The organism is Mycobacterium sp. SMC-16, from assembly GCF_046250085.1.
In the GTDB taxonomy this organism is placed as follows: Bacteria; Actinomycetota; Actinomycetes; order Mycobacteriales; family Mycobacteriaceae; genus Mycobacterium; species Mycobacterium phocaicum.
This window is the reverse complement of sequence record NZ_CP176427.1, coordinates 2,962,814-2,985,563: the sequence shown is the minus strand read 5'-3', so window position 1 is coordinate 2,985,563 and position 22,750 is coordinate 2,962,814. Positions and strand designations below refer to the sequence as shown.

General features: G+C 65.9%; 21 protein-coding genes. 11 read left to right on the top strand and 10 right to left on the bottom strand.

Features of this window, described 5'->3' with window-relative positions; all coding sequences use genetic code 11:
- Positions 1-102 precede the first annotated feature (102 nt).
- Complete coding sequence (locus ACJEIK_RS14460) at positions 103-1,134, top strand: aldo/keto reductase (protein WP_064859158.1); 1,032 nt, start codon at positions 103-105, stop codon at positions 1,132-1,134.
- 8 nt (positions 1,135-1,142) lie between these two features.
- On the opposite strand, the gene ACJEIK_RS14455 is transcribed toward ACJEIK_RS14460, so the two are convergent.
- A complete protein-coding gene (locus tag ACJEIK_RS14455; protein WP_234789662.1) occupies positions 1,143-1,766 on the bottom strand; it encodes a type 1 glutamine amidotransferase domain-containing protein in 624 nt (207 codons plus the stop codon).
- Positions 1,767-1,993: 227 nt separating this feature from the next.
- Here ACJEIK_RS14455 and ACJEIK_RS14450 point away from each other — a divergent pair, with 227 nt between their 5' ends.
- The gene (locus tag ACJEIK_RS14450) at positions 1,994-2,803 is read left to right on the top strand and encodes an LLM class F420-dependent oxidoreductase (RefSeq protein WP_064859159.1); all 810 of its coding nucleotides are present in this window, start codon (positions 1,994-1,996) and stop codon (positions 2,801-2,803) included.
- A gap of 17 nt (positions 2,804-2,820) precedes the next feature.
- Here the strand turns inward: ACJEIK_RS14450 and ACJEIK_RS14445 are convergent, their stop codons facing one another.
- Both ACJEIK_RS14445 and ACJEIK_RS14440 read right to left on the bottom strand, forming a co-directional pair.
- Entirely contained in the window at positions 2,821-3,576 is a 756-nt protein-coding gene (locus tag ACJEIK_RS14445; RefSeq protein ID WP_061006497.1) for an amino acid ABC transporter ATP-binding protein, read from the bottom strand.
- Positions 3,573-5,051, bottom strand: coding sequence for an ABC transporter permease subunit (locus ACJEIK_RS14440; RefSeq protein ID WP_082934712.1), 1,479 nt, complete (start codon positions 5,049-5,051; stop codon positions 3,573-3,575). Before ACJEIK_RS14440 ends, ACJEIK_RS14445 begins: the two co-directional genes overlap by 4 nt.
- Before the next feature lie 191 nt (positions 5,052-5,242).
- Between ACJEIK_RS14440 and ACJEIK_RS14435 the strand changes: the two genes are divergently transcribed.
- On the top strand, positions 5,243-6,307 hold the full coding sequence (locus ACJEIK_RS14435) for a cupin domain-containing protein (protein ID WP_061006496.1): 1,065 nt from the start codon (positions 5,243-5,245) through the stop codon (positions 6,305-6,307).
- 10 nt (positions 6,308-6,317) lie between these two features.
- On the opposite strand, the gene ACJEIK_RS14430 is transcribed toward ACJEIK_RS14435, so the two are convergent.
- Positions 6,318-7,421: a sensor domain-containing diguanylate cyclase gene (locus ACJEIK_RS14430; RefSeq protein WP_061006495.1), complete on the bottom strand. Its 1,104-nt coding sequence runs from the start codon at positions 7,419-7,421 to the stop codon at positions 6,318-6,320.
- A gap of 276 nt (positions 7,422-7,697) precedes the next feature.
- On the opposite strand from ACJEIK_RS14430, the gene ACJEIK_RS14425 reads away from it, so the two are divergent.
- Positions 7,698-9,383: a GMC family oxidoreductase gene (locus ACJEIK_RS14425; RefSeq protein WP_409431636.1), complete on the top strand. Its 1,686-nt coding sequence runs from the start codon at positions 7,698-7,700 to the stop codon at positions 9,381-9,383.
- A gap of 40 nt (positions 9,384-9,423) precedes the next feature.
- Here the strand turns inward: ACJEIK_RS14425 and ACJEIK_RS14420 are convergent, their stop codons facing one another.
- Positions 9,424-10,029 (bottom strand): LGFP repeat-containing protein, encoded by a 606-nt coding sequence (locus ACJEIK_RS14420; protein ID WP_061006493.1) that lies wholly within the window; start codon positions 10,027-10,029, stop codon positions 9,424-9,426.
- Positions 10,030-10,111: 82 nt separating this feature from the next.
- On the bottom strand, positions 10,112-10,852 hold the full coding sequence (locus ACJEIK_RS14415; protein ID WP_409431635.1) for an alpha/beta hydrolase family protein: 741 nt from the start codon (positions 10,850-10,852) through the stop codon (positions 10,112-10,114).
- Between the two features lie 241 nt (positions 10,853-11,093).
- Between ACJEIK_RS14415 and ACJEIK_RS14410 the strand changes: the two genes are divergently transcribed.
- Together ACJEIK_RS14410 and ACJEIK_RS14405 are read left to right on the top strand one after the other, a co-directional pair.
- A complete protein-coding gene (locus tag ACJEIK_RS14410; protein WP_409431634.1) occupies positions 11,094-11,522 on the top strand; it encodes a nuclear transport factor 2 family protein in 429 nt (142 codons plus the stop codon).
- An 84-nt stretch (positions 11,523-11,606) separates the two neighbouring features.
- Positions 11,607-12,914: a cytochrome P450 gene (locus ACJEIK_RS14405; RefSeq protein ID WP_409431633.1), complete on the top strand. Its 1,308-nt coding sequence runs from the start codon at positions 11,607-11,609 to the stop codon at positions 12,912-12,914.
- On the opposite strand, the gene ACJEIK_RS14400 is transcribed toward ACJEIK_RS14405, so the two are convergent.
- Together ACJEIK_RS14400 and ACJEIK_RS14395 are read right to left on the bottom strand one after the other, a co-directional pair.
- Positions 12,894-13,787 carry a TIGR03560 family F420-dependent LLM class oxidoreductase gene (locus tag ACJEIK_RS14400; protein WP_409431632.1) on the bottom strand — a complete coding sequence of 298 codons (894 nt, stop codon included), beginning with the start codon at positions 13,785-13,787 and terminating at the stop codon, positions 12,894-12,896. The genes ACJEIK_RS14405 and ACJEIK_RS14400 overlap by 21 nt on opposite strands.
- Entirely contained in the window at positions 13,784-14,518 is a 735-nt protein-coding gene (locus tag ACJEIK_RS14395) for a hypothetical protein (protein WP_409431631.1), read from the bottom strand. Before ACJEIK_RS14395 ends, ACJEIK_RS14400 begins: the two co-directional genes overlap by 4 nt.
- Before the next feature lie 81 nt (positions 14,519-14,599).
- Here ACJEIK_RS14395 and ACJEIK_RS14390 point away from each other — a divergent pair, with 81 nt between their 5' ends.
- The gene (locus ACJEIK_RS14390; protein ID WP_135356205.1) at positions 14,600-15,100 is read left to right on the top strand and encodes a MarR family winged helix-turn-helix transcriptional regulator; all 501 of its coding nucleotides are present in this window, start codon (positions 14,600-14,602) and stop codon (positions 15,098-15,100) included.
- Between the two features lie 9 nt (positions 15,101-15,109).
- Here the strand turns inward: ACJEIK_RS14390 and ACJEIK_RS14385 are convergent, their stop codons facing one another.
- Positions 15,110-16,264 carry a serine hydrolase domain-containing protein gene (locus ACJEIK_RS14385; protein ID WP_409431630.1) on the bottom strand — a complete coding sequence of 385 codons (1,155 nt, stop codon included), beginning with the start codon at positions 16,262-16,264 and terminating at the stop codon, positions 15,110-15,112.
- 186 nt (positions 16,265-16,450) lie between these two features.
- Between ACJEIK_RS14385 and ACJEIK_RS14380 the strand changes: the two genes are divergently transcribed.
- From ACJEIK_RS14380 to fahA, 4 genes are read left to right on the top strand one after another with little or no spacing between them, the layout of a single operon-like run.
- On the top strand, positions 16,451-17,941 hold the full coding sequence (locus ACJEIK_RS14380; protein ID WP_409431629.1) for a DHA2 family efflux MFS transporter permease subunit: 1,491 nt from the start codon (positions 16,451-16,453) through the stop codon (positions 17,939-17,941).
- Positions 17,942-17,993: 52 nt separating this feature from the next.
- Positions 17,994-19,211 (top strand): 4-hydroxyphenylpyruvate dioxygenase, encoded by a 1,218-nt coding sequence (gene hppD, locus ACJEIK_RS14375; RefSeq protein ID WP_409431628.1) that lies wholly within the window; start codon positions 17,994-17,996, stop codon positions 19,209-19,211.
- Entirely contained in the window at positions 19,211-20,515 is a 1,305-nt protein-coding gene (gene hmgA / locus ACJEIK_RS14370; RefSeq protein ID WP_409431627.1) for a homogentisate 1,2-dioxygenase, read from the top strand. The genes hppD and hmgA overlap by 1 nt, the downstream gene beginning before the upstream one ends.
- Positions 20,512-21,825, top strand: coding sequence for a fumarylacetoacetase (gene fahA / locus ACJEIK_RS14365; RefSeq protein ID WP_409431626.1), 1,314 nt, complete (start codon positions 20,512-20,514; stop codon positions 21,823-21,825). Before hmgA ends, fahA begins: the two co-directional genes overlap by 4 nt.
- Here the strand turns inward: fahA and ACJEIK_RS14360 are convergent.
- Positions 21,812-22,711 (bottom strand): phenylalanine 4-monooxygenase, encoded by a 900-nt coding sequence (locus tag ACJEIK_RS14360; protein ID WP_061006483.1) that lies wholly within the window; start codon positions 22,709-22,711, stop codon positions 21,812-21,814. The genes fahA and ACJEIK_RS14360 overlap by 14 nt on opposite strands.
- Positions 22,712-22,750: the final 39 nt, after the last annotated feature.

Here is a 22,750-nt window from a genome sequence, read left to right as displayed (position 1 = left end):
TCGCTCGCTGTCACCCACCATTGCCGGCCGATCCGCGGAACAGATTCGCGATGCCTCAGGTTGGACTCTAGGACGCCCATCGAACCTGGAGGAGGATGACACATGCCCGAATCGGTCTTGCTCGGCGACCAATTGGCCACCAGTGCAATGGGTTTCGGAGGAATGGCGCTGACACCGGTGTACGGCGGAGCCATCGATGAGGATGAATCACTGGCGACGCTGAACCACGCCATCGACGCCGGGGTGACCTTCATCGACACCGCCAACATCTACGGAGACGGGGACAACGAGCGGCTGATCGCTCGTGTGCTCGCCGGCCGCCGCGACGAGGTCACGCTGGCGACCAAGTTCGGCATCCAGGGCAATCCGGCCGGCCGCGCGCAGGGTCGCATCAGTCCGCGGGGCGACGCGGCCTACGTACGCCAGTGCATCGACGAGAGCCTGCAGCGCCTGCAGACCGACGTGATCGACCTGTACAACCTGCACCGGCGCGACCCAGCCGTGCCGATCGAGGAGACCGTCGGCGCGATGGCCGAATTGGTCGCGGCCGGCAAGGTGCGTCACCTCGGGCTGTCTGAGGTCAGCGCGGCCGAACTGCGCGCCGCGAACGCGGTGCACCCGATCGCCGCGCTGCAGAGCGAGTGGTCGGTCTGGACCCGCGACATCGAGTCCGTCATCGTCCCCACCGCTGCCGAGCTCGGCGTGGGTATCGTTCCGTTCTCTCCGCTGGGCCGCGGCTTCCTGACGGGCTCCGTGCGGTCGGCGGCCGATATGGGCGAGAACGACTTCCGGCGCACGATGCCGCGCTTCGCCGGATCAGCGCTGGAGGCCAATCAGGCGGTCGTCGACGCCGTGGTGTCGGTCGCCGCCACGGTCGGAGCGACGCCGGCACAGGTTGCGTTGGCGTGGCTGCGTCATCGCGCCGACGACCTCGGCGTTGCGGCGGTCCCGATTCCGGGCACGCGCCGCGCCGCGCGGGTCGACGAAAACCTCGCCTCGTTGTCGGTGACGTTGACCGCCGAGCAGGTGAGCGCGCTCGGGGATGCGGGTAACGCAGTGACCGGGGCCCGCTACGCCGACATGTCCGCGATCGGTTCCAGCGGAGACTCTTCGCCGGACGACAGCGCTCAGTAAGCCTGATGTCAGGTGCCGGCGAGCGCTTCCACAACGGCCGACGAGAACGCCGGTAGGTCATCGGGGCCACGACTGGAGATCAGATTCCCGTCGATGACGACCTCGCGGTCGACAACTGTCGCTCCGGCGTTCTGCAGATCGATCCGAAGGCTGGGGTACGACGTCAGCGTCCGGCCCTTGGCGACGCCGGCGTCGATCAGCGTCCACGGACCGTGACAGATGACGCCGACCGGCTTGCCGGATTCGACGAAGTCGTGGACGAACTTGACCGCCTTGTCGTCGGTGCGCAGTTTGTCGGCGTTCACCGTGCCGCCCGGAATGAGCAGCGCGTCGAACTCGTCCGGTGTGATGTCACCTACCAGGCGTTCCACGGGCTCGGTGCCGCCGGGTTTCAGGTCGTTGTCACGCATGTCGATGGAGCCTTCTTGCAGCGAGATCAATTCGGTGCTGGCACCGGCGGCCTGTACCGCATTTCGGGGCTCCTGCAGCTCTCGGCGCTCGACGCCGTTGGTGGCGAGGATCGCCACCTTCTTGCCCTCGAGCGGCGCAATACTCTCGTCCAGATTCTGTTCGGCCTGCTCGGCGTAGTCAGCCAGTTCGGCGATCGATTCATCGCCTTCCTCAGCGCGCATGGTGTACTCCTTGCCTGCGCCGCCGCGTCTGGCGGCACCGCTCGGCTGGGTACCCGAGGGCACCGTGGCCGAAACCGCCTGCGCATGAGCGTGGACCTGACCGGCCATGACCTCCCCAAAGACGAGGTGCACCAACCACTTCAAGGCTGGAAACGCCTGACCCGGAATAAACCCGCACGCGGGGACCTTGGCTCAAGAGTCGCCCCTTCCCCGACCAAGGAGCATCCATGACTCGTCCCGTCCGCGTCGCTGTACAGATCCAGCCCGGCGGCACGCCTGACTACGCCACCTGGCGCGACGCCGTCGTGGCCGCCGACGACCTCGGTGTCGACGTGATCTTCGGCTACGACCACTTCCATCGCCCGGCGATGAAGGCCATCGTCGACGGCAAGCCCGTCCTGTTCGACGACCAGCCCGACGTCGCGAACTTCGAGGGGTGGACCGCGCTCGCTCCGTGGGGCGAGATCACCTCACATGCCGAGATCGGGCTCCTCGTCACCGGTGTCGGCTACCGCAACGCGGATCTGCTGGCCGACATGGCGCGCACCGTCGACCACATCAGCGGTGGTCGCCTCATCCTCGGTCTGGGCGCCGGGTGGTACGAAAAGGACTACACCACTTACGGTTACGACTTCGGCACCTTCGGTTCGCGCTTCGACATGTTCGACGAGAGCCTGATCCGCATCGAGAACCGGCTCGCCGCCCTGATTCCGCCGCCCGTCCGCAAGATTCCGATTCTCATCGGCGGCACCGGGCCCAAGCGCTCCCTACCCGCCGTCGCCCGGCACGCCGACATCTGGCACGCATTCCAGGACATCGAGGCGTTCCGCAAATCCAGCGACCGCGTCGACGAGCTGGCAGCGACATTCGGCCGCAACGGATCTGACATCGAACGCTCGACGCTGTGGACGAACGCCCAGGCTGCCGATGCCTTCCGTGAGGCCGGCGTCACGCTGTTCCAGACCGAACTGACAGCGGACAACAACTACGACCTGACCTCGCTCAAAGAGGTGGTCGCATGGCGGGATGGTGCGTGATCGCGAGCTGAATCGCGCTACAGCGGATTCAGGATGCGGTCCAGGAACTGCCGCGTGCGCTCTTCCTTCGGGTTGCCGATCACCTCGTCGGGCGTGCCCCGCTCCAGGATGATGCCCTGATCGGTGAACAGCACCTGATTGGAAACCTGCCTGGCGAACTGGATTTCGTGGGTGACGATCACCATGGTCCACCCCTCGACCGCGAGATCCTTGATCACCGAGAGCACTTCGCCGACGAGTTCGGGATCGAGCGCCGACGTCGGCTCGTCGAACAGCACTAATTTCGGCTTCAAGGCGAGCGCCCGGGCGATGCCGACGCGCTGCTGTTGCCCGCCGGACAGCTGATACGGGTATTGGTCCTTTTTGGCGGCAAGCCCCACCTGCTCCAGGAGCGTGACGGCTTCGGCCTCTGCTTCCGCTTTGGGCCGCTTCTGCACGATGACCGGGCCCTCGGTCACGTTCTGCAGGACCGTCTTGTGTGGGAACAGATTGTGGTTCTGAAACACGAAGCCGCTCCGGGACTGGAACCGGCGCACCTCGGGTTTCGGTGTGGGCGTGGAGAAGTCGATTTCGATATCGTCCACCCGAATGACCCCGGCGTCAGCCCGGTCGAGGGCGTTCAGCGTGCGCAGCAGCGTCGTCTTGCCCGATCCGGACGGCCCGATGATGGCCGTCGCCGTGCCCTGCTCGACGGTGAACGAAACTCCCTTGAGCACCTTGTTGTCGCCGAAGGCTTTGTGGACGCCCTCGGCGACCACGCGGTTCTCTGTCATCGCGCCACATACCTTTCCAGCCGGCGTTCAATACGACCCTGGCCGAACGAGAGCGCCAGGCAGATGACCCAGTAGTACACCGCGGCGGTGCCGTACAACGCGAAGAACTCGAACGTCGGCGCCGCGATGATCTGAGCTTGCCGCAGCAGTTCGGTGACCAGGATCGTCGAGGCGAGCGACGTGTCCTTCACCAGCGAGATCAACGTGTTCGACAACGGCGGCACCGCCACCCGGGCGGCCTGGGGCAGGATGATGCGCCGAAGCGCGCCAACATAATTGAAGCCGATGGTTTCGGCGGCCTCCCATTGACCTTTGGGAATGCTCTGGATGGCCGAGCGGATGATCTCCGCCCCGTAACCGCCGACGTTCAGGGAGAACGCGATGATGGCGGCAGGGAACGGATCGATCTTCACACCCAGTTCCGGCAGCGCGAAGAACACGATGAACAGCTGCACCAGCAGTGGAGTACCGCGGATGATCGAGATGTAGAACCGCGCCACGTTGGCAAGAACCACGTTCGACGACAACCGTGCCAGCGCCACCGCCAACGCGATCACCAGACCGATCACGAAGCTGATCACCGTCAGCGGGATGGTCTTGGTCATTGCGGCCTTCGCCAACGGCACGAGGCTGTCCCCGATCAGCGCCCATGTCGAGCGCGCCACATGCTGCGCCCGGTCGGTGTCGGGTCCGCCAGATGCGTTGGCCTTGAGGTACTTCTGCGAGATCCGGGCCAGAGTGCCGTCGGCCCGCAATTCGTCGAGCGCCTTGTTCAGATCGGGTAACAGCCCGCTGTCCTTCCGGGCGGCGAAGCCCTGCTCGCTCTTCTCGCCGGTGTTGGCGGCGATCTTGACCGACTTGTCCCCGGTCTCGGCGAGGTAGGCGTACACCGCGATGCTGTCGTTCACGACGACGTCGACGCGCCCCTGGTTGAGCAGCTTGATGGCCTGGGTGAAGCCCTCCACGGTCTCGACACGGGCCCCGGCTTTTCGGGCGACCTCAGACCAATTGCTGGTGGCGTTCTCGGCGGCGACCTTGCCCTTCAGGTTGTCGAGCGACTTGATCGAGTTGTCGTCCGCACGCGTGACGATCACGCCCTCCCCCACCGAATACGGCTCGGAGAGGTCGTATTTCGCCTTGCGTTCGGGATTGATCGTCACCTCATTGGCGACGACGTCGAATCGGTTGGCCTCCAGCGCGGCGAAGATCGAGTCCCACGGCGTCTCGACGAACTCGACACGCACACCGAGCTTGCCGGCGACGGCCTTGGCGACGTCGACGTCGTATCCGACCAGCTCGTTCGTGGCCGGGTCGTGGTAGCTGAACGGTGAATACACCCCTTCGGTGCCGACGCGCAGCACGCCCGCCGCCTTGACCGGATTCTCGCCGTCCTTGCTACTCGGCGATCCGCACGCCGCCAGTATCAGAGCGACGAGCAGCAACACCGGCAGGACGGCTCCTCGTATGTAGCGCACCGCCGGAAGTTAGCAAGTCGGTCGGCGGTCACCAAGGGTTCTGCTCAATCCGGGTGATACGAGCCTTACCGCCAGCAGGAATACCTGAGGTAGCGCTCGCCGCCACCACGGATTACCGCCGCCGTCCATGACGGCACGCTCCCCGCCGACAACACTGACCTGTATCCGCTTGACCAACGAGGAGGCTCCGCATGACAACGTCCATCGCCCGCAGCAGCCACACCGTCTCGCTACTCGACGGCGAGATCGTCGAGGAATCCGAACACGGCTCGATGCGCCGGGTCACCGCTGATGCCATGCCGATTCTGAAGAATCTGTCGATCAAGCGCCTGTTGCTCAATCCGGGGGCCATGCGCACGCCCCACTGGCACGCCAACGCCAACGAACTCACCTACTGCGTCTCGGGAACCGCGCTGGTGTCGGTCCTGGACAACCACAGTGTGTTCTCGAACTTCATCGTCACCGCAGGGCAGATGTTCCACATCGATTCCGGTGCGCTGCACCACATCGAGAACATCGGTACCGACGTCGCCGAGTTCATCATCGCCTTCCGCAACGAACGTCCGGAGGACTTCGGGCTGGGCGCCACCTTCGGGGCGTTCACCGACGCCGTGTTGGGCAATACGTACGACCTGCCGTCGTCCGACATCAGCAAGATCCGCCGTAGCACCGTCGACCACAAACTGGCAGCCCGCACCGGCGACCCGAGTATCCCTGCCGCTGCTCACTTCAACGACCCGCACAAGTTCGACATCGAGGCCCAAGCGCCCGGTCTCAACTACGCCAGCGGGAACGCACGCTTCGCCCGTGACCAGTTCTGGCCTGCGCTGAAGGACATCTCGATGTACTCGCTGCGCGTCACCGAAAGCGGTATGCGCGAACCACATTGGCATCCCGTCACCGCGGAGATGGGCTACGTGCAGCACGGCGACGCGCGCATGACCATCATGAATCCGGACGGGACCCTGGACACGTGGAACCTCACCACCGGAGACATGTATTTCATCCCCCGCGCCTACCCCCACCACATCGAGAACATCGGCGCCGACGACTGGCATTTCCTGATCTTCTTCGACCAGCCGTTCCCCGCCGACATCGGCTTCAAAGCCTCTGCCAGCGCCTATTCGCGTGAGGTCCTGGCCGCGGCATTCAACACCCACATCGATGACCTGCCGACGTTCCCCTTCACTCCGGCCGACCCGCTGGTGGTGTCCCGGGTGAACCCCGTCGATACGGACGGAGTCGGTCAACTCTGAGAAAGGGCGGCTACTCCGCGAGACGTACGGCGGTCTGTCCGTGCGAACCGTCAGCGTGCCTGGATGCGTTGCCGCCCAAGCGTTTCGCCACGTACATCTCCAGGTCTGCCGACATCACCAGGTCGTCGATGATCGTGGCGGCAGCGGAGTCGTCGACATCTGAGAGCGCGATCGTTGCCACTCCGACGCTGGCGGTGATGGCATACGGAGTGGCGGCGATCGCCGCACGCAGGCGTTCGGCGGCCGACGACTGATGGGGTCGGTGCGTGGTGTCGGCGATCAGGAACTCATCACCACCGCTGCGGCCGATCACCGCATCATGGCTGGCCTGCTTCCGGAGGATGTCGGCCACGGCGATCAGCGCACGGTCACCGAACAGGTGGCCACGGCTGTCGTTGAGGAGCTTGAACCCGTCGAGATCGATCACCGTCACCATGAGATGTGCGGACGTGCCCCGGTCCCGATGGATCAGCTCCTGGGCTTTGATGCCGAAACCACGCCGGTTCAGCAGGAATGTCAGTGGATCACAGTCCGCCCGGATGAGGTCGGTCACCAGGGCGTGGACGACGATCTGAATGCTGGCAGGCACCGTCACCGTGAGAACGAAAACCAACCACACTGCGCACACCGCGAGGACGGGTCGGCCGGACGTGGTCAGTCGGACGGCCTCGACCGTCGCGACGATCATCGCCACCTGGAAGTTGAAGGCCGCGTGGATGGCCCGGTGGGTGAATGCGACGTACGCCGCAGGTATCCCGAACGTGGTACAGACCAGGATGGCGACGGCCGGGTCGCTACAGGACAGCGCAACGGCGGCGATACAGGCCGTGACCATCGCGGCGAAGATCGTCGACCGTCGTCGGCTGGGCAGCCCGACAACCCAGATGAGGCCGGCGAGCACCAACCCGACGGTGGCCGCGCGGGTGACCAGTCGCGGGACGACGCCGACCGGTCCCTCGGGAACCGTCATCAGCGCAATCGGGATGAAGGTGCTCATGATGGCCACGGCGGCGATCATCGTGCGAACGAGGCCTGACAGCCCACGAAACTTCACGTACCCCATGAGCCAGTCGTAGTGATCGGACTGACGCCACCATTGCTTGACCCAACGCATGGTGCATCTCCCCCCAACGGGTTACCTGGACGTCCGCAGTCGTCAAACCCTCGCAGCCGCTGATCGCTGCGCGGCGCACATTTGCTGACGAATGATTGCATCACATGTTCATCCAGGTTGCCAGGGGTGCAAACTGGGAATGTCGCCGCGTCGGAGATAGCCAACCGGGCGAGCGCCGCGACACCGCCGTGGGCTCAGCGGCGGGATGTGTACGGACCGGATGGTGATAACGCAGACTGAGACACCAATCCGACGCCCTGGAGGACCGATTCCGGAATGAGCCCAGTTGCCGAATTCGACTTCGTCATCGTGGGAGCAGGCAGTGCCGGCTGTCTGCTCGCCAATCGGCTCAGCGCCAACCCCGATCACCGGGTGCTGCTGATCGAGGCAGGCGGCAGGGACAACTGGTTCTGGATCAAGGTGCCGGTGGGCTACCTGTACACCATCGCCAACCCTCGCACCGACTGGTGTTTCGCCACCGAGGCCGACCCGGGTCTGGCCGGCCGCAGCATCCACTACGCACGCGGCCGCGTCATCGGCGGGTGCTCGTCGATCAACGCCATGATCCACATGCGGGGGCAGGCCAGCGATTACGACCTCTGGGCGCAGGCGACCGGCGACGATCGCTGGCGTTGGGGTGGCTCCGACGGCGTCGGCGAGACGCTGGCGATCTACAAGCAGCTGGAGGACTACTTCGGCGGAGCCGACGAGTGGCACGGCGTCGGCGGCGAGATCCGCGTCGAGCGGCCACGGGTGCGCTGGAAGATCCTGGACGCCTGGCAAGCGGCCGCTGCCGAGGTGGGCATCGCACCGATCGACGAGTTCAACCGGGGCGACAACTCCGGCAGCGCGTATTTCCACGTCAACCAGAAGCGTGGCCGACGCTGGTCGATGGCCGACGCGTTCCTGCATCCCATCGCCCGCCGGCCCAACCTCACCGTCTATACCGACAGCCAGGCCGTGCAGCTGCTGATGGACGACGGCGTCCAGGAGCATCAGCGTCGCGGCGCCTGGACCACCGCCCGACACCGTGCCACCGGTGTGCGGCTGCGCAAATACGGCCAGATCGTCGATGTCCACGCCCGGCATGAGGTGATCCTGAGCGCCGGCGCGATCGGGTCACCGCAACTCATGCAGGCCTCTGGTCTGGGTCCGGCCGGGCTGCTCACCGAGCATCACGTGCCGGTGGCCGTCGACCTGCCCGGCGTCGGCGAGAACCTCCAGGACCATCTGCAGCTGCGCACGGTGTACCGCATCCAGGGCGCCCGGACGGTCAACACGCTGTACCGGAACTTGGTCACTCGTGGCGGCATGGGGCTTCAGTACCTGGCGCTGCGCTCCGGACCGATGACCATGCCACCGTCGACGTTGGGGGCCTTCGCGAAAAGCGATCCGGCACTGGCCAGTCCGGATCTGGAGTGGCACGTGCAGCCCTTGTCCCTGCCCAAGTTCGGCGACCCGCTGCACTCTTTTGGGGCGATCACTCCCTCGGTGTGCAATCTGCGCCCCACCTCGCGGGGTCATGTGCGGATCGCCAGCGCGGATCCCCTGACGAACCCGAAGGTCATGTGCAACTACCTGTCGACCGAAGCCGACCACCAAGCCGCGGTCAAGGGCCTCCGGATGACCCGGGAGATCATGGCGGCGCCGGCCCTCGCGCGCTACCGGCCCGACGAGCTGCTTCCCGGCCCGCAAGTGGCCAGTGACGACGACCTGCAGCAGGCAGCCCGCGAGCTGGGCACGACCATCTTCCATCCGGTGGGCACCTGTGCGATGGGAGCCTTTGACACACAAGGTCTTCCGCGTTCAGCAGCCACGGTGCTCGATACCGACTGCCGGGTGTATCGCGTCGCGGGTCTGCGCGTCGTCGACGCGTCGGCGATGCCCACCATCACGTCCGGGAACACCAACGCGCCGGTGATGCTGATCGCCGAACGCGCTGCGCGGGCGATCCTGGGGTGAAGCGCACAGATCCTGGCGTCATCGAGCTGAGCGTCGCGTTCTACAGCCCGGACGGGACGACCTTGCCGTTGACCGTCACCTCGACCTGACCGGTCTTCGTGTTGTACGTGATCTTGCCGTGCTCGAACGTCGCGACGAGTTGATCGCCGACAGGCGTCTCGTCACTGGTGACGACGCCCAGGGGGCCGGCCGAGCCGTTGGTGCCGGTGGCCGCGGGCACGCCGTCCGCATCGCGCTGGACATTCCAGGCCTCCCGGATCTTGCCCCAGATGATGTACGCGGGCGTGCCCGGCTGGCTGTTCTTGGCCACGATGGCGCCGCCCTGGAACTGCTGGAAGACGACGCCGCTGTCGCGGGTTCCGGCGTTGTGGTCACCGGTCAGGGGCTTGCCGAGAGCCGACTTCTGCTTGTCGCTCGCCGACGCGTACTTTGCCGCGATCGGGCCGGTCAGCGTGACCTCGACGTCCCGCTCACCGATGAGCTTCACTTCGGCGGGCGGCGCCGGAACTTCGGACGTCACGACCAAGGCGACCTGCGGTTCCTGAGCCGACACACCGATGCTCGTGCCATTGCTGCAGCCGGCAACGGCCAGTGCGACGGCGGCCAGGCCGGCGATGGTGGTGCGGCGGTACGTGCTCGTGTCCATAGGTTCCCCTCACGTCTTCGGTGTGGTGCGCGTCATGTTGCAGCTGATGCCCCGGCCCGGTCACGACCATAACGGAGGCACTTCAGCACCGCGCGCCGCCCGGTGTGAGGTGTCGAGCGAAGAAACGCGCCGCGTCCTCCCCGGCGAACGAGGGGACGCCCGTGTGCCCACCCATGTTGGCCTGCAACGTCTTCTCTCGTGAGCCGAAAGCGTCGAACACGTCGAGCGCCATCTGGCGGTCATTCGATTCGTCGTCCCACTGCAGCAGGACGTGCAGGGGAATCGTGATTCGACGGGCCTCGTCGAACATGGCGCGGGGTACGAAACTGCCGGCGAACAAACCCGCGGCAACGATGCGCGGCTCGACCACGGCCAACCGGATACCGATGGCCAGCACCCCGCCGGAGAAGCCGACCGGACCGCTGATCTCGGGCAGCGCGAGGAGAGCATCGAGCACGGACTGCCATTCCGGGACGGCGGTATCGACCAACGGGATGACGAGCCGGTCGACGATGTCGTCGACCGGCTCGCCCGCGCCCAGCGCCCGGTGCAGATCGGCGCGGGCCCGCTCGAGATCCGCCAGGCGGGGGCGATCACCGCTTCCCGGCAGCTCGATGGTGGCAGCGGCGAAACCGTGCGCCAACGCGTCGCGGGCGCGGTTCGCGAGTCGCGGATACATCTGATGCAGACCGCCGGGATGACCCAGCAGGATCAAGGGTGCGGGTGAAGCTTCGGGCGTCCACAGGATGCCCGGGATGTCGTTGAGACTGAAGGTGCGCTCGACGCCGCCGCCCTCAAGATGATGTTCGGAAATGAAGTGCATGGTCGTGCCTTTCGGGAGTGCTCGTGAGACGGCGCTCCCGGGACGACCTATCGCCCGACTGTGGCCCTGGTGAGGAGCACCCACGTCGATACGTTCACGGGTACCACCTCCTCGTCCTCTTGCCTGGCCTGCCAAGAAAGTATCAGCGGCCGCCAACCGCGGCCAACCATTTTTCGTCATGCGATTCGGAGGTGCCGCCACTTCGGCCAGCGCCGAAGTATCGGCGGCGCATTCTGGATCCATGAACGCTGAAAACTCTGACGAAGTCGATCGTCCGGGCATCGAAGCAGTGACACGTGCTTGGGAAGAAGCGTTGGCGAACCACGATGTCGAGGCACTGTTGGCGTGCTACGCACCGGACGCGACGCTGGAAAGCCCTGTCGCAGCGCACATCTTGGGCGGCCCGGGGGTCTGCCGGGGCCACACGGAGCTCCGGCCTTTCCTGACCGAGGTGGTGGCCCGTACCCCGGACGAGCGACACTACTTCCGCGCCGCCTTCTTCACCGACGGCCACCGTGCCACCTGGGAGTATCCCCGCGAGACGCCGGACGGTCAGCAGATGGATTTCGTCGAGGTCATGGAGATCGAGGACGGCTTGATCCAGGCCCACCGCGTCTACTGGGGTTGGCGCGGCGTCGAGATCCTGGCCAGTGATGGCTACTACCGATGATTTCGATCCTGGGCGATGCGGGCGGCTTTTCGGTCTAGCCTGAGCGGTAGGCGATCGGCGGGGGCGAACGACGTGAATCTGGATATGAAGACCCGGGCACACTGGCTGATGGGGTACGGGCTCCCCCGCGCGACACTGAAGCTGCTTTCACGCCGCGGAGACCCATTTGCCCGATTGCTGCTCGACGACGGTCAGCATGATCGCGCGTATGACCTTATCGAGCAGATTCGCGAACAGGGCCGCATGTCGCCAATATTCGGCGGCAACGCACTGGTCACCGCAGATCTCCAGATCACCCGAGAAATCCTGCGTGACAACAGGTACCGAACCGCAAAGCCAACCGATCGATCGCCGTTCCGCACTGTCCAGCGGCTCTTCGAGAAGACCAATCCCGGCGTGATCAATCCAGTGGAGCCGCCGTCACTTCTGATGGTCGACGCACCCGACCATGCCCGGCTGCGACGCCTGGTATCCCGGGCATTCACCCCGAAAGCCATCGACGGGCTTCGGCACCGCATCCACGACGTCGCCGAAAGGCTGCTGAACGAGCTGGACGACGGCGGCAGCGAATGCGATCTGGCGGTAGCCTATGCGTCCCGGATCCCCATCGAAATCATCGCGGACATGCTGGGCATTCCCCGCGCGGAGGCGCCCTACCTCTACGAGATGGGTGAGTCGACCTCCAAGCTGATCACGACCACAGCACCGTCGTGGCGTAACTTCCAGACCGCCGTCGCAGCGCTCCGCGAGCTCGAGACCTACCTTGCCACCCACATCGAGCACCTCCGCGGCGCAAGCGCCGGCGACAGCATCTTGTCCGCCGTCGTCCAGGACACCGAACTCTCCGACTTCGAGGTCAGGACGTTCGCGGGCCTTCTTCTCGGCGCCGGATTCCTCACTACGGCACATCAATTCGGCAACGCCGTGGTGGCGCTGATCAATCATCCCGACCAGTTGGAGCGACTCCGAGCCCATCCGGAGGGCTGGCCCAACGCCGTCGAGGAGATGCTGCGCTACGACTCCGTCTCCCAGATCGGAGTCAGAGTGGCGACTGAGGAAGTTCAGGTCGGCGGATACCCGGTGCCCAAGGGGACCGCCGTCTTCCTGCTCCTCGCCGGCGCCAACCGCGATCCAGCCGTGTTCGAACGCCCGGACCAATTCGACGCCGCACGCGACAACGCCCGCGATCACGTCAGCTTCGGCACCGGCAGTCACGTGTGCCTCGGCGCTCCCCTGGCACGCATGGAACTGCAGATCGGCCTGCAGACGCTGTTCGAGCGCTTCCCGCGTCTGGCTCTCGCTGGTACGCCGGCCACGAACGACAGCACTCTGCTGCGAGGGATCAGCTATTTGCCTGTCTCTCTGGGACCTTCACCGGTGCGCCCGGGCTGATGCCGAGACTCTCGCCAGCTGACCCGCAGCCCTGACCACGACGTCGAGCTCGGTGGGTGTCCACGGCCGGCCGCGGGCGATCACGACAATGTGCTCAATTCCCAGCCCCGCCAGATTCCGGCAACGTTCGGCCAGGTCGTCGGCCGTCTCGCCGGGAGTCAAAGCCGTTGTGAGGGTGTGTTCGATCTCCTCAGGCGGCCGCCCGATCTCGGCGCAGTGCCGCTCCAGCACCTCGAGTTGATGGCGAATCACGCTCTCCCCGTTGGGGATATCGAAAAGGTTGCAGGCGTCCGCGTACTCGGCGACCATGCGCAAGGTGCGGCGCTCGCCGGTGCCGCCGATCAACACGGGCGGCCGCCTGATCGGCAGCGGCCGGCCGATGGGGTGCTCAGCACGGTAGTAGCGCCCCTCGTAAGGGGATTCGTCGCCGTCCCACATGCGGCGGGCCAGCGCGAGGAGCTCGCCCATGCGGTCGAATCGTTCGCCGGTCGGTGGCAGGAACAGCCCGAGCGCTCGTGCCTCGTCGGCGTTGTAGCCGGCGCCCAGCCCCAACCAGGCTCGCCCGCCGGACAGTATGTCCAAGGTGGTGACGGCTTTGATCAACACCGCCGGGTCGCGAAATGTTGTTGCGGTGACCAGTGTTCCGAGCCGTAGCTCCGCGGTCGAGGCCGCCAGGAAGCCGAGGGTGGTGTACGCCTCCAGCATCGGTTCATCCAGTCGGCCGGCCGGGTCGGCCTGCAGCAGATGATCGGCCACCCAGAGCGTGTGAACATCTGTGCCATCGAGGATTTCGGCAACCGAGGCCAGGTTTGCGCGGATCGCGGTCGGCCCCTGCGGCCACGAGAAGTTGGTGACGCTGACGCTGAGTCTCATGACGGCCCGCCAGGGACTGCGTGCTCTCGCCGGTTGCGGGCGGCACGTCGCTTCGGGAGCAGAACGCCAACGGTGACAAGCCAGATCAGCGCCGAGAACCTGGCGAGCGGCAGGAGGGGCGAGGCCGGCGGCCAGATGAGGACAATCGTCGCGAGCTCGGCGGCCGCGGCAATCCCGAGGCCGGCCCACGCCACGGGTCGCGGTACCAGCTGCAGGATCAGCGCCGGGACCGCGATGCCTGCTGTCAACAGTCCGAGCATCACGACGTGTGCCACGCCGCCGGTGAGAAACACCAAATAGTAGAGCGCATTGATCAGTGGGCCGTCGGTGATGATCTCCGGCCGCGATAGCGTCCACAGCAGCATGCTCGACAGCCCCAATCCCCCAGCAGCCAGTACCCCGCCGGCCAGGGCGATGGTGGCACCGGGCGCGGTGACGCCGAGTTGCCGCAGCCGTGCGCTGACCGTGGCGGCGTAGATCAGGAGCGGCACCGACGCCCCGAAGACGAACACCGCGCCCACCTGTGCCGACGACGAATGCGCGCGGAAGTAATCCTGCACTGCCGCTGAATTCTGGTACGGCAGCGGCGGTGTGCCGCCAAGCGCGACACCCAATATGACGCCGCAGAGCAGCAGGCCGAGTGAAATCGTGCCAAGAAGCCACAGCGGCGGCCCGCTCTGTTGGGGCGCCCGGCTTGGCACCGGTGGTCCATCGTGCGCGTAATCGTTCATGTATTGAACGATATTCTTGGTGAATTAGATGCGTCAACCTCATTCACGAATTGAACGGTTTCGGCCATGTATTGTTCGTCCATGTCATCAGCTTCCGGCGCCCAGCAGCGGGGCGGTGTCGCATTCCTGCTTGCCCAGCTCGGCCACCACGCCGCTCAGTTGTTCGCCGAACGTCTCGAGGCCGTGAAGCTGACTCCCCCGCATGCCGGCATCCTGCGGATGATCGCCACTCAGCCGGGCCTCAGTCAGCAGGAACTGAGCACGCTGCTGGGTTTGTTGCCCAGCAGAGTGGTCGTATATCTCGACGAGCTCGAGTCCCGGGGCGAGGTCGAACGCCGGCGCAACCCGACCGACCGGCGCCTGTACGCGTTGTATCTGACCAAATCGGGTGAGAAGTTGATGCGGACGCTCTCGGAGATCGCTCGTGAGCACGAACAAGACCTGACCGCCGGCCTGTCCAGTCAACAACGCAAGACGCTGGGCGAACTGCTCGCCGCCGTCGCCGACCAGCAAGGTCTGACGCCGGCCGTGCACCCGGGCTTCCGGCAACTCGGCCGGCGGCGGGATGCGACTCCTGGCTGAGCAACGCGTTTACAGTGCGGCGTAGGTCGCTTCGACGAGATCGTTTGCACGACGATCCCCGGCGAGCGCGTCGCGACGGAGGTTGGGCACGAACGCGAACGCCAGTTGATTGTCGACGTCACCGAACGCGAACGCGCCGCCGGCGCCAGGATGCCCGAACGCTCCGGGTCCGGCGTTATCGGGGAACGAGAACAACTGCGACGGCCGCATGTACCCCAGGCCGTAGCTGGAATCGAGAACCATGACGGCATCAGAACCGCTGTGCCGCAAACGGATTGCGTCAGCCAGATTCTCCGGAGGCAACAGCTCCCCGGCGCTCAGAAGCGCATAGAAATCCGCTAGTGCACGCGCAGTGGTTATCAGTCCGCTCGCCGGCCAGCCGGCCGCCAGAACACCGGGATGGTTGTAGCGCGCAGGTGGATTGGCGGTCGCGCGGGTGAACAAGGATTGCGGATCGCGGTATGCCTCGACGAGGCGTGCGACCGTGGTGGCGGGGATTGCGGCGGTGTCCGTTGCCCATTGCTGTTCGCTCGCGTCGGGAAAGCCGGTCCGGGCGATGCCATCGAGGGCGGCGCTACTGGTGCCGATCATGAGATCTCCACTGATGTGCGATCGCACGAACTCACCCACCGTCCTCTTGGCGTGCCGTCGGACGATCTCGCCGGCGAGCCAACCGAACGTCAACGCGTGATAGCCGTGCTTCGATCCCGGTTCCCACAGGGGCTGTTGAGCGGCGAGCAGACCGGCCATCAGTTCCGGATCGGCAGCTTCCTCGATCGAAACGGGGCGCTCCACAGCGGGTAGACCGGCGGCGTGCGAGAGCAGCTGTTCCCCCGTGGTGTGGCTCTTGTCCGCCGCGCCGTACTCGGGCCACCACGTCACCACAGGTGCTTCGAGGTCGACACCGTAGAGCTCCGCCACCATCAGCGCGGCCGTCGCGGTCACCGCCTTGGTACACGAGAAGGTGACGCAAGCCGTGTCGCGCTGCCAGCGCCGTCCCGTGCGCGGGTCAGCGATGCCGCCCCACAGGTCGACAACGGGCCTGCCATCGATCACGACAGAAACGCCCGCGCCCCAGTTCTGTCCGTCGGCGAAGCTCGCTTCGAAGATATCTCGCACAGCGGCGAACGCCGGATCGACGCTCCCCTCCGTCAAACCTGCCATGAGGACCATTAGAGCATGCGTAGACGCAACAATATGGCCGGATGGTGTAACGCGGGCTGGGTCTGGCGGTCGTGATTGTAGCGGGCAGACCGACACTTCAAACGTGTGGAAATCTTTGCCAGGTAATCACTTTCCAGCGCGGTAGGTTGGTGCTCACGGCACGTCAGCGATTCAATGGGGACTTCGATGCTCGCAAACACCTCCTCGGGCGTACGTTTCAGCAGCGCGGCGGGGCGCTGGATCCTCGCCGCGACGGTGCTGGGATCCGGCATGGCCCAGCTGGACGCGACGGTCGTCAACGTGGCGCTGCCGGCGATCGGCCACGACCTGAACACCGAAGTTGGCGGGCTGCAGCTCGTGGTCAGCGCCTACTCGGTGACGCTGGCAGCCTTGATCCTGCTGTCGGGCAGCCTCGGTGACCGGTTGGGCCGCAAGCGGATTTTCGTCGTCGGTGTGGCATGGTTCGCGGTGGCATCAGCGATCTGTGCGCTGGCGCCAACCGCCCAAATGCTCATCGCCGCAAGGGCTTTGCAAGGCGTCGGCGGTGCGCTGTTGACGCCGGGCAGCCTCGCCATAATCCAGTCGGTGTTCATGCCGGCCGACCGCGGCAAGGCGATCGGCGCATGGTCGGCGCTGGGCGGGGTCGCCGCGGCAATCGGCCCGCTGCTCGGCGGTTACCTCGTACAAGCGATCAGTTGGCGCGCCATTTTTCTCATCAACGTGCCGCTGGGCGCTCTGGTCGCCTGGCTGGCACTGCGCCACGTCCCCGAGAGTCGCGCCCCGTCGAGCGCCGGCCGCCTCGACTACGCCGGCGCGACGACGGCGACTGCCGGGCTGGCCGGCGCGACGGTCGCCTTCGTGGAAGGGCCCAACCGCGGTTGGGATTCTCCGGTCGTGCTCGCGGCCGGGGTGCTCGGTGCCGTCGCAATGGTCGCATTTGTCGTGATCGAACGGCGCACCGCGAATCCCATGCTGCCGCTTGGCATTTTCTCCTCACGACAGTTCACGAGTGCCAACGCGGTGACCTTCGTCGTGTACACCGCACTCGGCGGGGTCTTCTTCCTGCTCGTGGTCGTGCTGCAGACCGCGCTCGGCTACTCCCCGGTCGCGGCCGGCGCCGCCTCGCTCCCGGTCACTGCGATCATGCTGGCCCTGTCGTCGGCATCTGGCGCACTCGCCCAGCGCATCGGCCCGCGACTGCCACTGACCATCGGCCCGCTCGTGATCGCGGCCGGCATGGTGCTGATGACGCGGATCGGCCCGGGCGCCTCATACGGCACCGTCGTACTGCCCGCCGTGGTCGTCTTCGGGTTGGGACTCGCGGCGACGGTCGCTCCCGTCACGGCCGCCGCCCTCGCCGCCGCTGATGAGCGCCACGCCGGCGTCGCCTCCGGAGTCAACAACGCGGTGGCGCGCACCGCGGGGCTGCTGGCCGTCGCCTTGCTGCCCCCGCTGTCCGGGCTGACGGGCGACGCTTTCCGATCGCCCGCCGCGATCACCGCCGGCTTCCACACGGCGATGCTGATTTCAGCCGGCCTTGCCGCCCTCGGTGGCGTGCTCGCGTTCGCCACCATCTCCAACGATCTGCTCGCCGAAGAACCGGCCGAGGAACCCCAGAACCACCACTATCACTGTGCGCTGGCCGAGGTTCCCGCCGCCGAACGCGGTGGTAGCTGAACACGGCCGCGAATTCATCCAGTAATCCCGCATTTGGGAGAAGAATGTCCACATGGCGAACCAGAGCGCCCTGACCGACCAGGAGAAGCAGGCCCGGCTCGACGTCAACCAGCTCAAGCAGCTGGTGGGCCTGGTGGAATACGACCCGACGGACGATCCATTCCCAGTAACCGGTTGGGACGCCATCGTTTTCGTGGTCGGTAATGCCACAGAGGCAGCGAGCTACTTCCAGTCGACGTGGGGCATGGAACTGGTCGCCTACTCGGGGCCCGAGAACGGCAATCGCGACCACAAGGCGTTCGTGTTGCGTTCGGGGTCCGTCCGGTTCGTGCTGAAGGGCGCGGTGAGTCCCGACAGCCCCTTGATCGCCCATCACGCCAATCACGGTGACGGCGTCGTCGACATCGCGTTGGAGGTGCCCGACGTCGACAAGTGCATTGCCCAGGCCAGGACAGCCGGCGCCACCGTCCTCGAGGAACCACACGACATCTCTGACGAGCACGGCGCTGTGCGCGTCGCGGCCATTGCGGCCTACGGGCAGACCCGCCACACACTGGTTCAGCGCGATGTCGCCGGAACCCGCTACCGCGGCGCCTACCTGCCTGGCTACCAGCCGGCGACAAGTGGTCGGGTCCGACGCGACGGTGCTCCCGAGCGGCTGTTCCAGGCTCTGGACCACGTCGTCGGCAACGTCGAGCTCGGCAAGATGGACGAGTGGGTCGGCTTCTACAACCGGGTCATGGGGTTCGTGAACCTCGCCGAGTTCATCGGCGACGACATCGCCACCGACTACTCGGCGCTGATGTCGAAGGTGGTCGCCAACGGCAACCACCGCGTGAAGTTCCCCCTCAACGAACCGGCCGTGGCGAAGCGCAAGTCGCAGATCGACGAGTACCTCGAGTTCTATCGCGGACCGGGGGTCCAGCACCTGGCGCTGGCCACCAACGACATCCTCGCCAGTGTCGATGAGCTGCGCCGGCAGGGCGTGCAGTTCCTCGACACCCCCGATACGTACTACAAGGATGCGGAATTGCGCGCCCGCATCGGCGAGGTCCGTGTGCCGATCGCGGAACTACAGCAGCGCGGCATCCTGGTCGACCGTGACGAAGACGGCTATCTGCTGCAGATCTTCACCAAGCCGCTGGGAGACCGGCCGACGGTGTTCTTCGAACTCATCGAACGCCACGGCTCACTGGGGTTCGGCAAGGGCAACTTCAAGGCGCTCTTCGAGTCCATCGAGCGCGAGCAGGAAAAGCGCGGGAATCTGTGATGGCCGAGTACCAGAGCGGTTTCGGCAACAGCTTCGAAAGCGAGGCGCTGCCCGGCGCGCTGCCCGTCGGCCGCAACTCACCGCAGCGGTGCGCCTACGGCCTCTACGCCGAGCAACTCAGCGGGTCACCATTCACCGCACCCCGCGCCGCCAACAAGCGGTCCTGGCTGTACCGGATTCGGCCGAGCGTGGCCCACTGGGGCGATTTCACCGCCGTGCCCGGCGAACACTGGCGCTCCGCACCCGACGATGCTCCTGCCGTTCCCATTGCCCAAATGCGTTGGAACCCTGAGCCGATGCCGGATCCCGCGGTCGAGAACAGGACGTTCATCACCGGCGTCCACACGATGACGACCGGCGGGGACGTCAACACCCGCAGCGGATTCGCGTGCAGCATCTACACCATCACGTCGTCGATGGTGGACGCCTACTTCTACAACGGCGACGCCGAGATGTTGTTCGTCTTGGAGCGCGGCAACGTACGGTTCTGGACCGAGTTCGGGATCATCGACGCCGAACCGTGTGAGATCGTCGTCATCCCCCGCGGCGTGAAGATGCGGGTCGAAGTATCCGACGGTCCGGCCCGTGGCTACCTGTGCGAAAACTATGGCGGCCCTTTCACTCTCCCCGAACGCGGCCCGATCGGCGCCAACTGCCTGGCCAATTCGCGAGACTTCCTCACACCGGTCGCGGCCTATGAGGATCGCGACATCAGGTCCACGATGTACGTGAAATGGGGCGGCACGCTGTGGCGGGCCGACATCGCCCAATCACCGCTGGATGTGGTTGCCTGGCATGGCAATTACGCGCCCTACAAGTACGACATGCGGCGGTTCTCCCCCGTCGGCCCGGTGCTGTTCGACCACGCCGACCCATCGATCTTCACGGTGCTCAGCTCACCGAGCGAGACGCCGGGAACCGCGAATGTCGACTTCGTCTGTTTCCCCGAGCGGTGGATGGTCGCCGAGGACACCTTCCGGCCGCCGTGGTACCACATGAACGTCATGAGCGAGTTCATGGGACTCGTACGCGGTGTGTACGACGCCAAGCCCAACGGCTTCGTGCCCGGCGGCGTCAGCCTGCACAACAGCATGACCCCACATGGTCCGGACGCCAACGCGTTTCAGGCCGCCAGCACCGAGGAACTCAAGCCGGTCAAGCAGGAGAACACGCTGGCCTTCATGTTCGAGACCCGGTTCCCGCAGCAGGTCACGGCCTACGCGGCGAATTCGCCACAGCGACAACAAGATTACGCCGACTGCTGGCGCGGCCTGGCCAAGCGCTTCCAGCCGGGCACGCCGTGACAGCACTGGATTTCACCCACGACCCGCGTCGGCGAAGTTGGGTCACCTCGGCGGGTCCCGACAGTGAGTTTCCCCTGCAGAACCTCCCGTTCGGCGTGGTGGCCGGTGCCGTCGGCGAACCTCGCGGTGTCGTCCGGGTCGGCGACATGGTCTTGGAGCTGTCGGGACTGGCGGCTTCGGGGTTACTGGACGATGAGGCACAGACTGCCGCGGAGGTGGCGGCGGACGCCTCTTTGAATGCCTTGTTCGCCTTGGGATCTGGTCCCCGAACAGCGCTTCGCAGGGCGCTGCACGCCTTGCTTGTCGAGGGCACGCCGCATCAACAGGCGGTCGCGGCGCTGCTCACCCCGCTGCACGATGTCGACGTCCTGCTGCCCGCCCGCATCGGCGACTACACGGATTTCTACGTCGGCATTCACCATGCCCGCAACATCGGTGCCCTGTTCCGCCCCGACAATCCCCTGCTGCCCAACTACAAATGGGTCCCGATCGGCTATCACGGGCGGGCCTCCAGCGTACGGGTCAGCGGCACGCCGATCGTCCGCCCGCACGGACAGCTGAAGGCTCCCGACGCACCGGCCCCCGTGCTGGCGCCCACCCGCCGCCTGGATTTCGAGCTCGAGCTCGGCGTGTGGATCGGCCCGCCAAACCGGCTCGGCACGCCGGTGCGCATCGATGACGCCGAATCGCATATCGCCGGCTACTGCCTGCTCAACGACTGGTCGGCGCGCGACGTGCAAGCCTGGGAGTACCAGCCCCTGGGCCCCTTCCTCGCCAAGAGTTTCGGCACCACGGTCTCGCCGTGGGTGATCACTCCAGAAGCGCTGGCGCCGTTCCGGATTCCGTTCGAGCGCCCCGACGACGACCCCGCTCCCCTGTCCTATCTCGACAGCCCGCGGCATCGCGCCGGCGGCGGCCTCGACATCGCGCTGGAGGTCCAGCTCAGCACCGTGCGGATGCGGGCCGACGGGGATGCACCAACCCCGATCACTCGCTCGTCGAGCCGTCATATGTACTGGACCGTCGCGCAACTGGTGACTCACCACACGAGCAACGGCTGCAACCTTCAGCCCGGCGACCTGCTCGGCAGTGGCACGCTCTCCGGACCCGGTGCGGGTTCCGAAGGCAGCCTGCTGGAGCTCAGTGGTGGCGGCACTCAGCCGATCACGCTGCCCAATGGGGAAACACGCATGTTTCTCGAAGACGGTGACGAAATCAGGCTCAGGGCACGGGCTCAGCGCCCGGGCGCGGCCACCATCGGGTTCGGCGAGTGCGTCAGCGTCATCGACTCGGCCATCACCTACCCGTGACCTGGGCGGCGTCGTGCACCAGGCGCGCCACCATCTCGTCATCGACGTCGGCGAAGAAGCCGCCGACGACATCTTCGATCTCACTGAATCCTCTGGCACAGAAGAGAATTGGTTGATAGTGCGTGATGTCGTAGGTCTGCACACCCATCCGGGCGATGTCCAGTGGCCGCAGATCCGCGACGTCGATCTGCTGGATTTCCCCGTATGACGACAGCAGCCCGGCGCCGTAGGTGCGAACTTCGCCGTGCTGACGGACCACACCGAATTCGAGGGAGAACCAGAAGACCTTCGAGACGAATTCAAGTGCCTCAGTCGTTTTCACCCGCTGCGCGGCCTGCCCGGCCAGCCGGTACAGCGCCGCGAACCGTTCGTGCGCCAGACAATTGCCGTGCCCGACCACTTCGTGAATCAAATCGGGCTCGGGAGTGTAGAGCGGCACGGAGTGATGCCGGATGTACTGGGTGGAGTGGAAGATTCCGTCGGCGAGGAGTCCGTAGAACTCGCGCAGCGGCACGAGGCCGGCCGCGGGCACGTACTGAAACCCGGTGAGCGGCCCGAGCTTCTCATTGACCTCGACGAGTTGCGGGATCCGATCCTCGGGAAGTCCGAGCCGCTCCCGGCCCTGCAGGTACTCGGTGCAGGCGCGGCGCTGGTGCAGCCGGTGCAGCTCGGCACACGCGATGCGCCAGACTTCCTGCTCGTCGTCGGTGTAGGTCGCGACGGGCGGCGGCGTCCCGGGCTGCCAGTCCATGGCGAGCGCGGCAATCGCGTTGCGGCGGGCCCGGTATTCGGGGTCGACGGCACCTGGGTGGTCCGCAGCCAGATGGACGGTGACGTCATCTCCCGTACGCGTCACCGGCGCATACAACTGCGCTTCTTCGAACATCGCTGCCTCCCGGAGGTCCGGGCGTCGCACGCGCGGCGT

Excerpts from the sequence above, each read along its gene's own strand:
- ACJEIK_RS14460 (WP_064859158.1), top strand. The coding sequence starts at position 103 with ATGCCCGAATCGGTCTTGCTCGGCGACCAATTGGCCACCAGTGCAATG.
- ACJEIK_RS14455 (WP_234789662.1), bottom strand. The coding sequence starts at position 1,766 with ATGCGCGCTGAGGAAGGCGATGAATCGATCGCCGAACTGGCTGACTAC.
- ACJEIK_RS14450 (WP_064859159.1), top strand. The coding sequence starts at position 1,994 with ATGACTCGTCCCGTCCGCGTCGCTGTACAGATCCAGCCCGGCGGCACG.
- ACJEIK_RS14445 (WP_061006497.1), bottom strand. The coding sequence starts at position 3,576 with ATGACAGAGAACCGCGTGGTCGCCGAGGGCGTCCACAAAGCCTTCGGC.
- ACJEIK_RS14435 (WP_061006496.1), top strand. The coding sequence starts at position 5,243 with ATGACAACGTCCATCGCCCGCAGCAGCCACACCGTCTCGCTACTCGAC.
- ACJEIK_RS14430 (WP_061006495.1), bottom strand. The coding sequence starts at position 7,421 with ATGCGTTGGGTCAAGCAATGGTGGCGTCAGTCCGATCACTACGACTGG.
- ACJEIK_RS14425 (WP_409431636.1), top strand. The coding sequence starts at position 7,698 with ATGAGCCCAGTTGCCGAATTCGACTTCGTCATCGTGGGAGCAGGCAGT.
- ACJEIK_RS14420 (WP_061006493.1), bottom strand. The coding sequence starts at position 10,029 with ATGGACACGAGCACGTACCGCCGCACCACCATCGCCGGCCTGGCCGCC.
- ACJEIK_RS14415 (WP_409431635.1), bottom strand. The coding sequence starts at position 10,852 with ATGCACTTCATTTCCGAACATCATCTTGAGGGCGGCGGCGTCGAGCGC.
- ACJEIK_RS14410 (WP_409431634.1), top strand. The coding sequence starts at position 11,094 with ATGAACGCTGAAAACTCTGACGAAGTCGATCGTCCGGGCATCGAAGCA.
- ACJEIK_RS14405 (WP_409431633.1), top strand. The coding sequence starts at position 11,607 with ATGAAGACCCGGGCACACTGGCTGATGGGGTACGGGCTCCCCCGCGCG.
- ACJEIK_RS14400 (WP_409431632.1), bottom strand. The coding sequence starts at position 13,787 with ATGAGACTCAGCGTCAGCGTCACCAACTTCTCGTGGCCGCAGGGGCCG.
- ACJEIK_RS14395 (WP_409431631.1), bottom strand. The coding sequence starts at position 14,518 with ATGAACGATTACGCGCACGATGGACCACCGGTGCCAAGCCGGGCGCCC.
- ACJEIK_RS14390 (WP_135356205.1), top strand. The coding sequence starts at position 14,600 with ATGTCATCAGCTTCCGGCGCCCAGCAGCGGGGCGGTGTCGCATTCCTG.
- ACJEIK_RS14385 (WP_409431630.1), bottom strand. The coding sequence starts at position 16,264 with ATGGCAGGTTTGACGGAGGGGAGCGTCGATCCGGCGTTCGCCGCTGTG.
- ACJEIK_RS14380 (WP_409431629.1), top strand. The coding sequence starts at position 16,451 with ATGCTCGCAAACACCTCCTCGGGCGTACGTTTCAGCAGCGCGGCGGGG.
- hppD (WP_409431628.1), top strand. The coding sequence starts at position 17,994 with ATGGCGAACCAGAGCGCCCTGACCGACCAGGAGAAGCAGGCCCGGCTC.
- hmgA (WP_409431627.1), top strand. The coding sequence starts at position 19,211 with ATGGCCGAGTACCAGAGCGGTTTCGGCAACAGCTTCGAAAGCGAGGCG.
- ACJEIK_RS14360 (WP_061006483.1), bottom strand. The coding sequence starts at position 22,711 with ATGTTCGAAGAAGCGCAGTTGTATGCGCCGGTGACGCGTACGGGAGAT.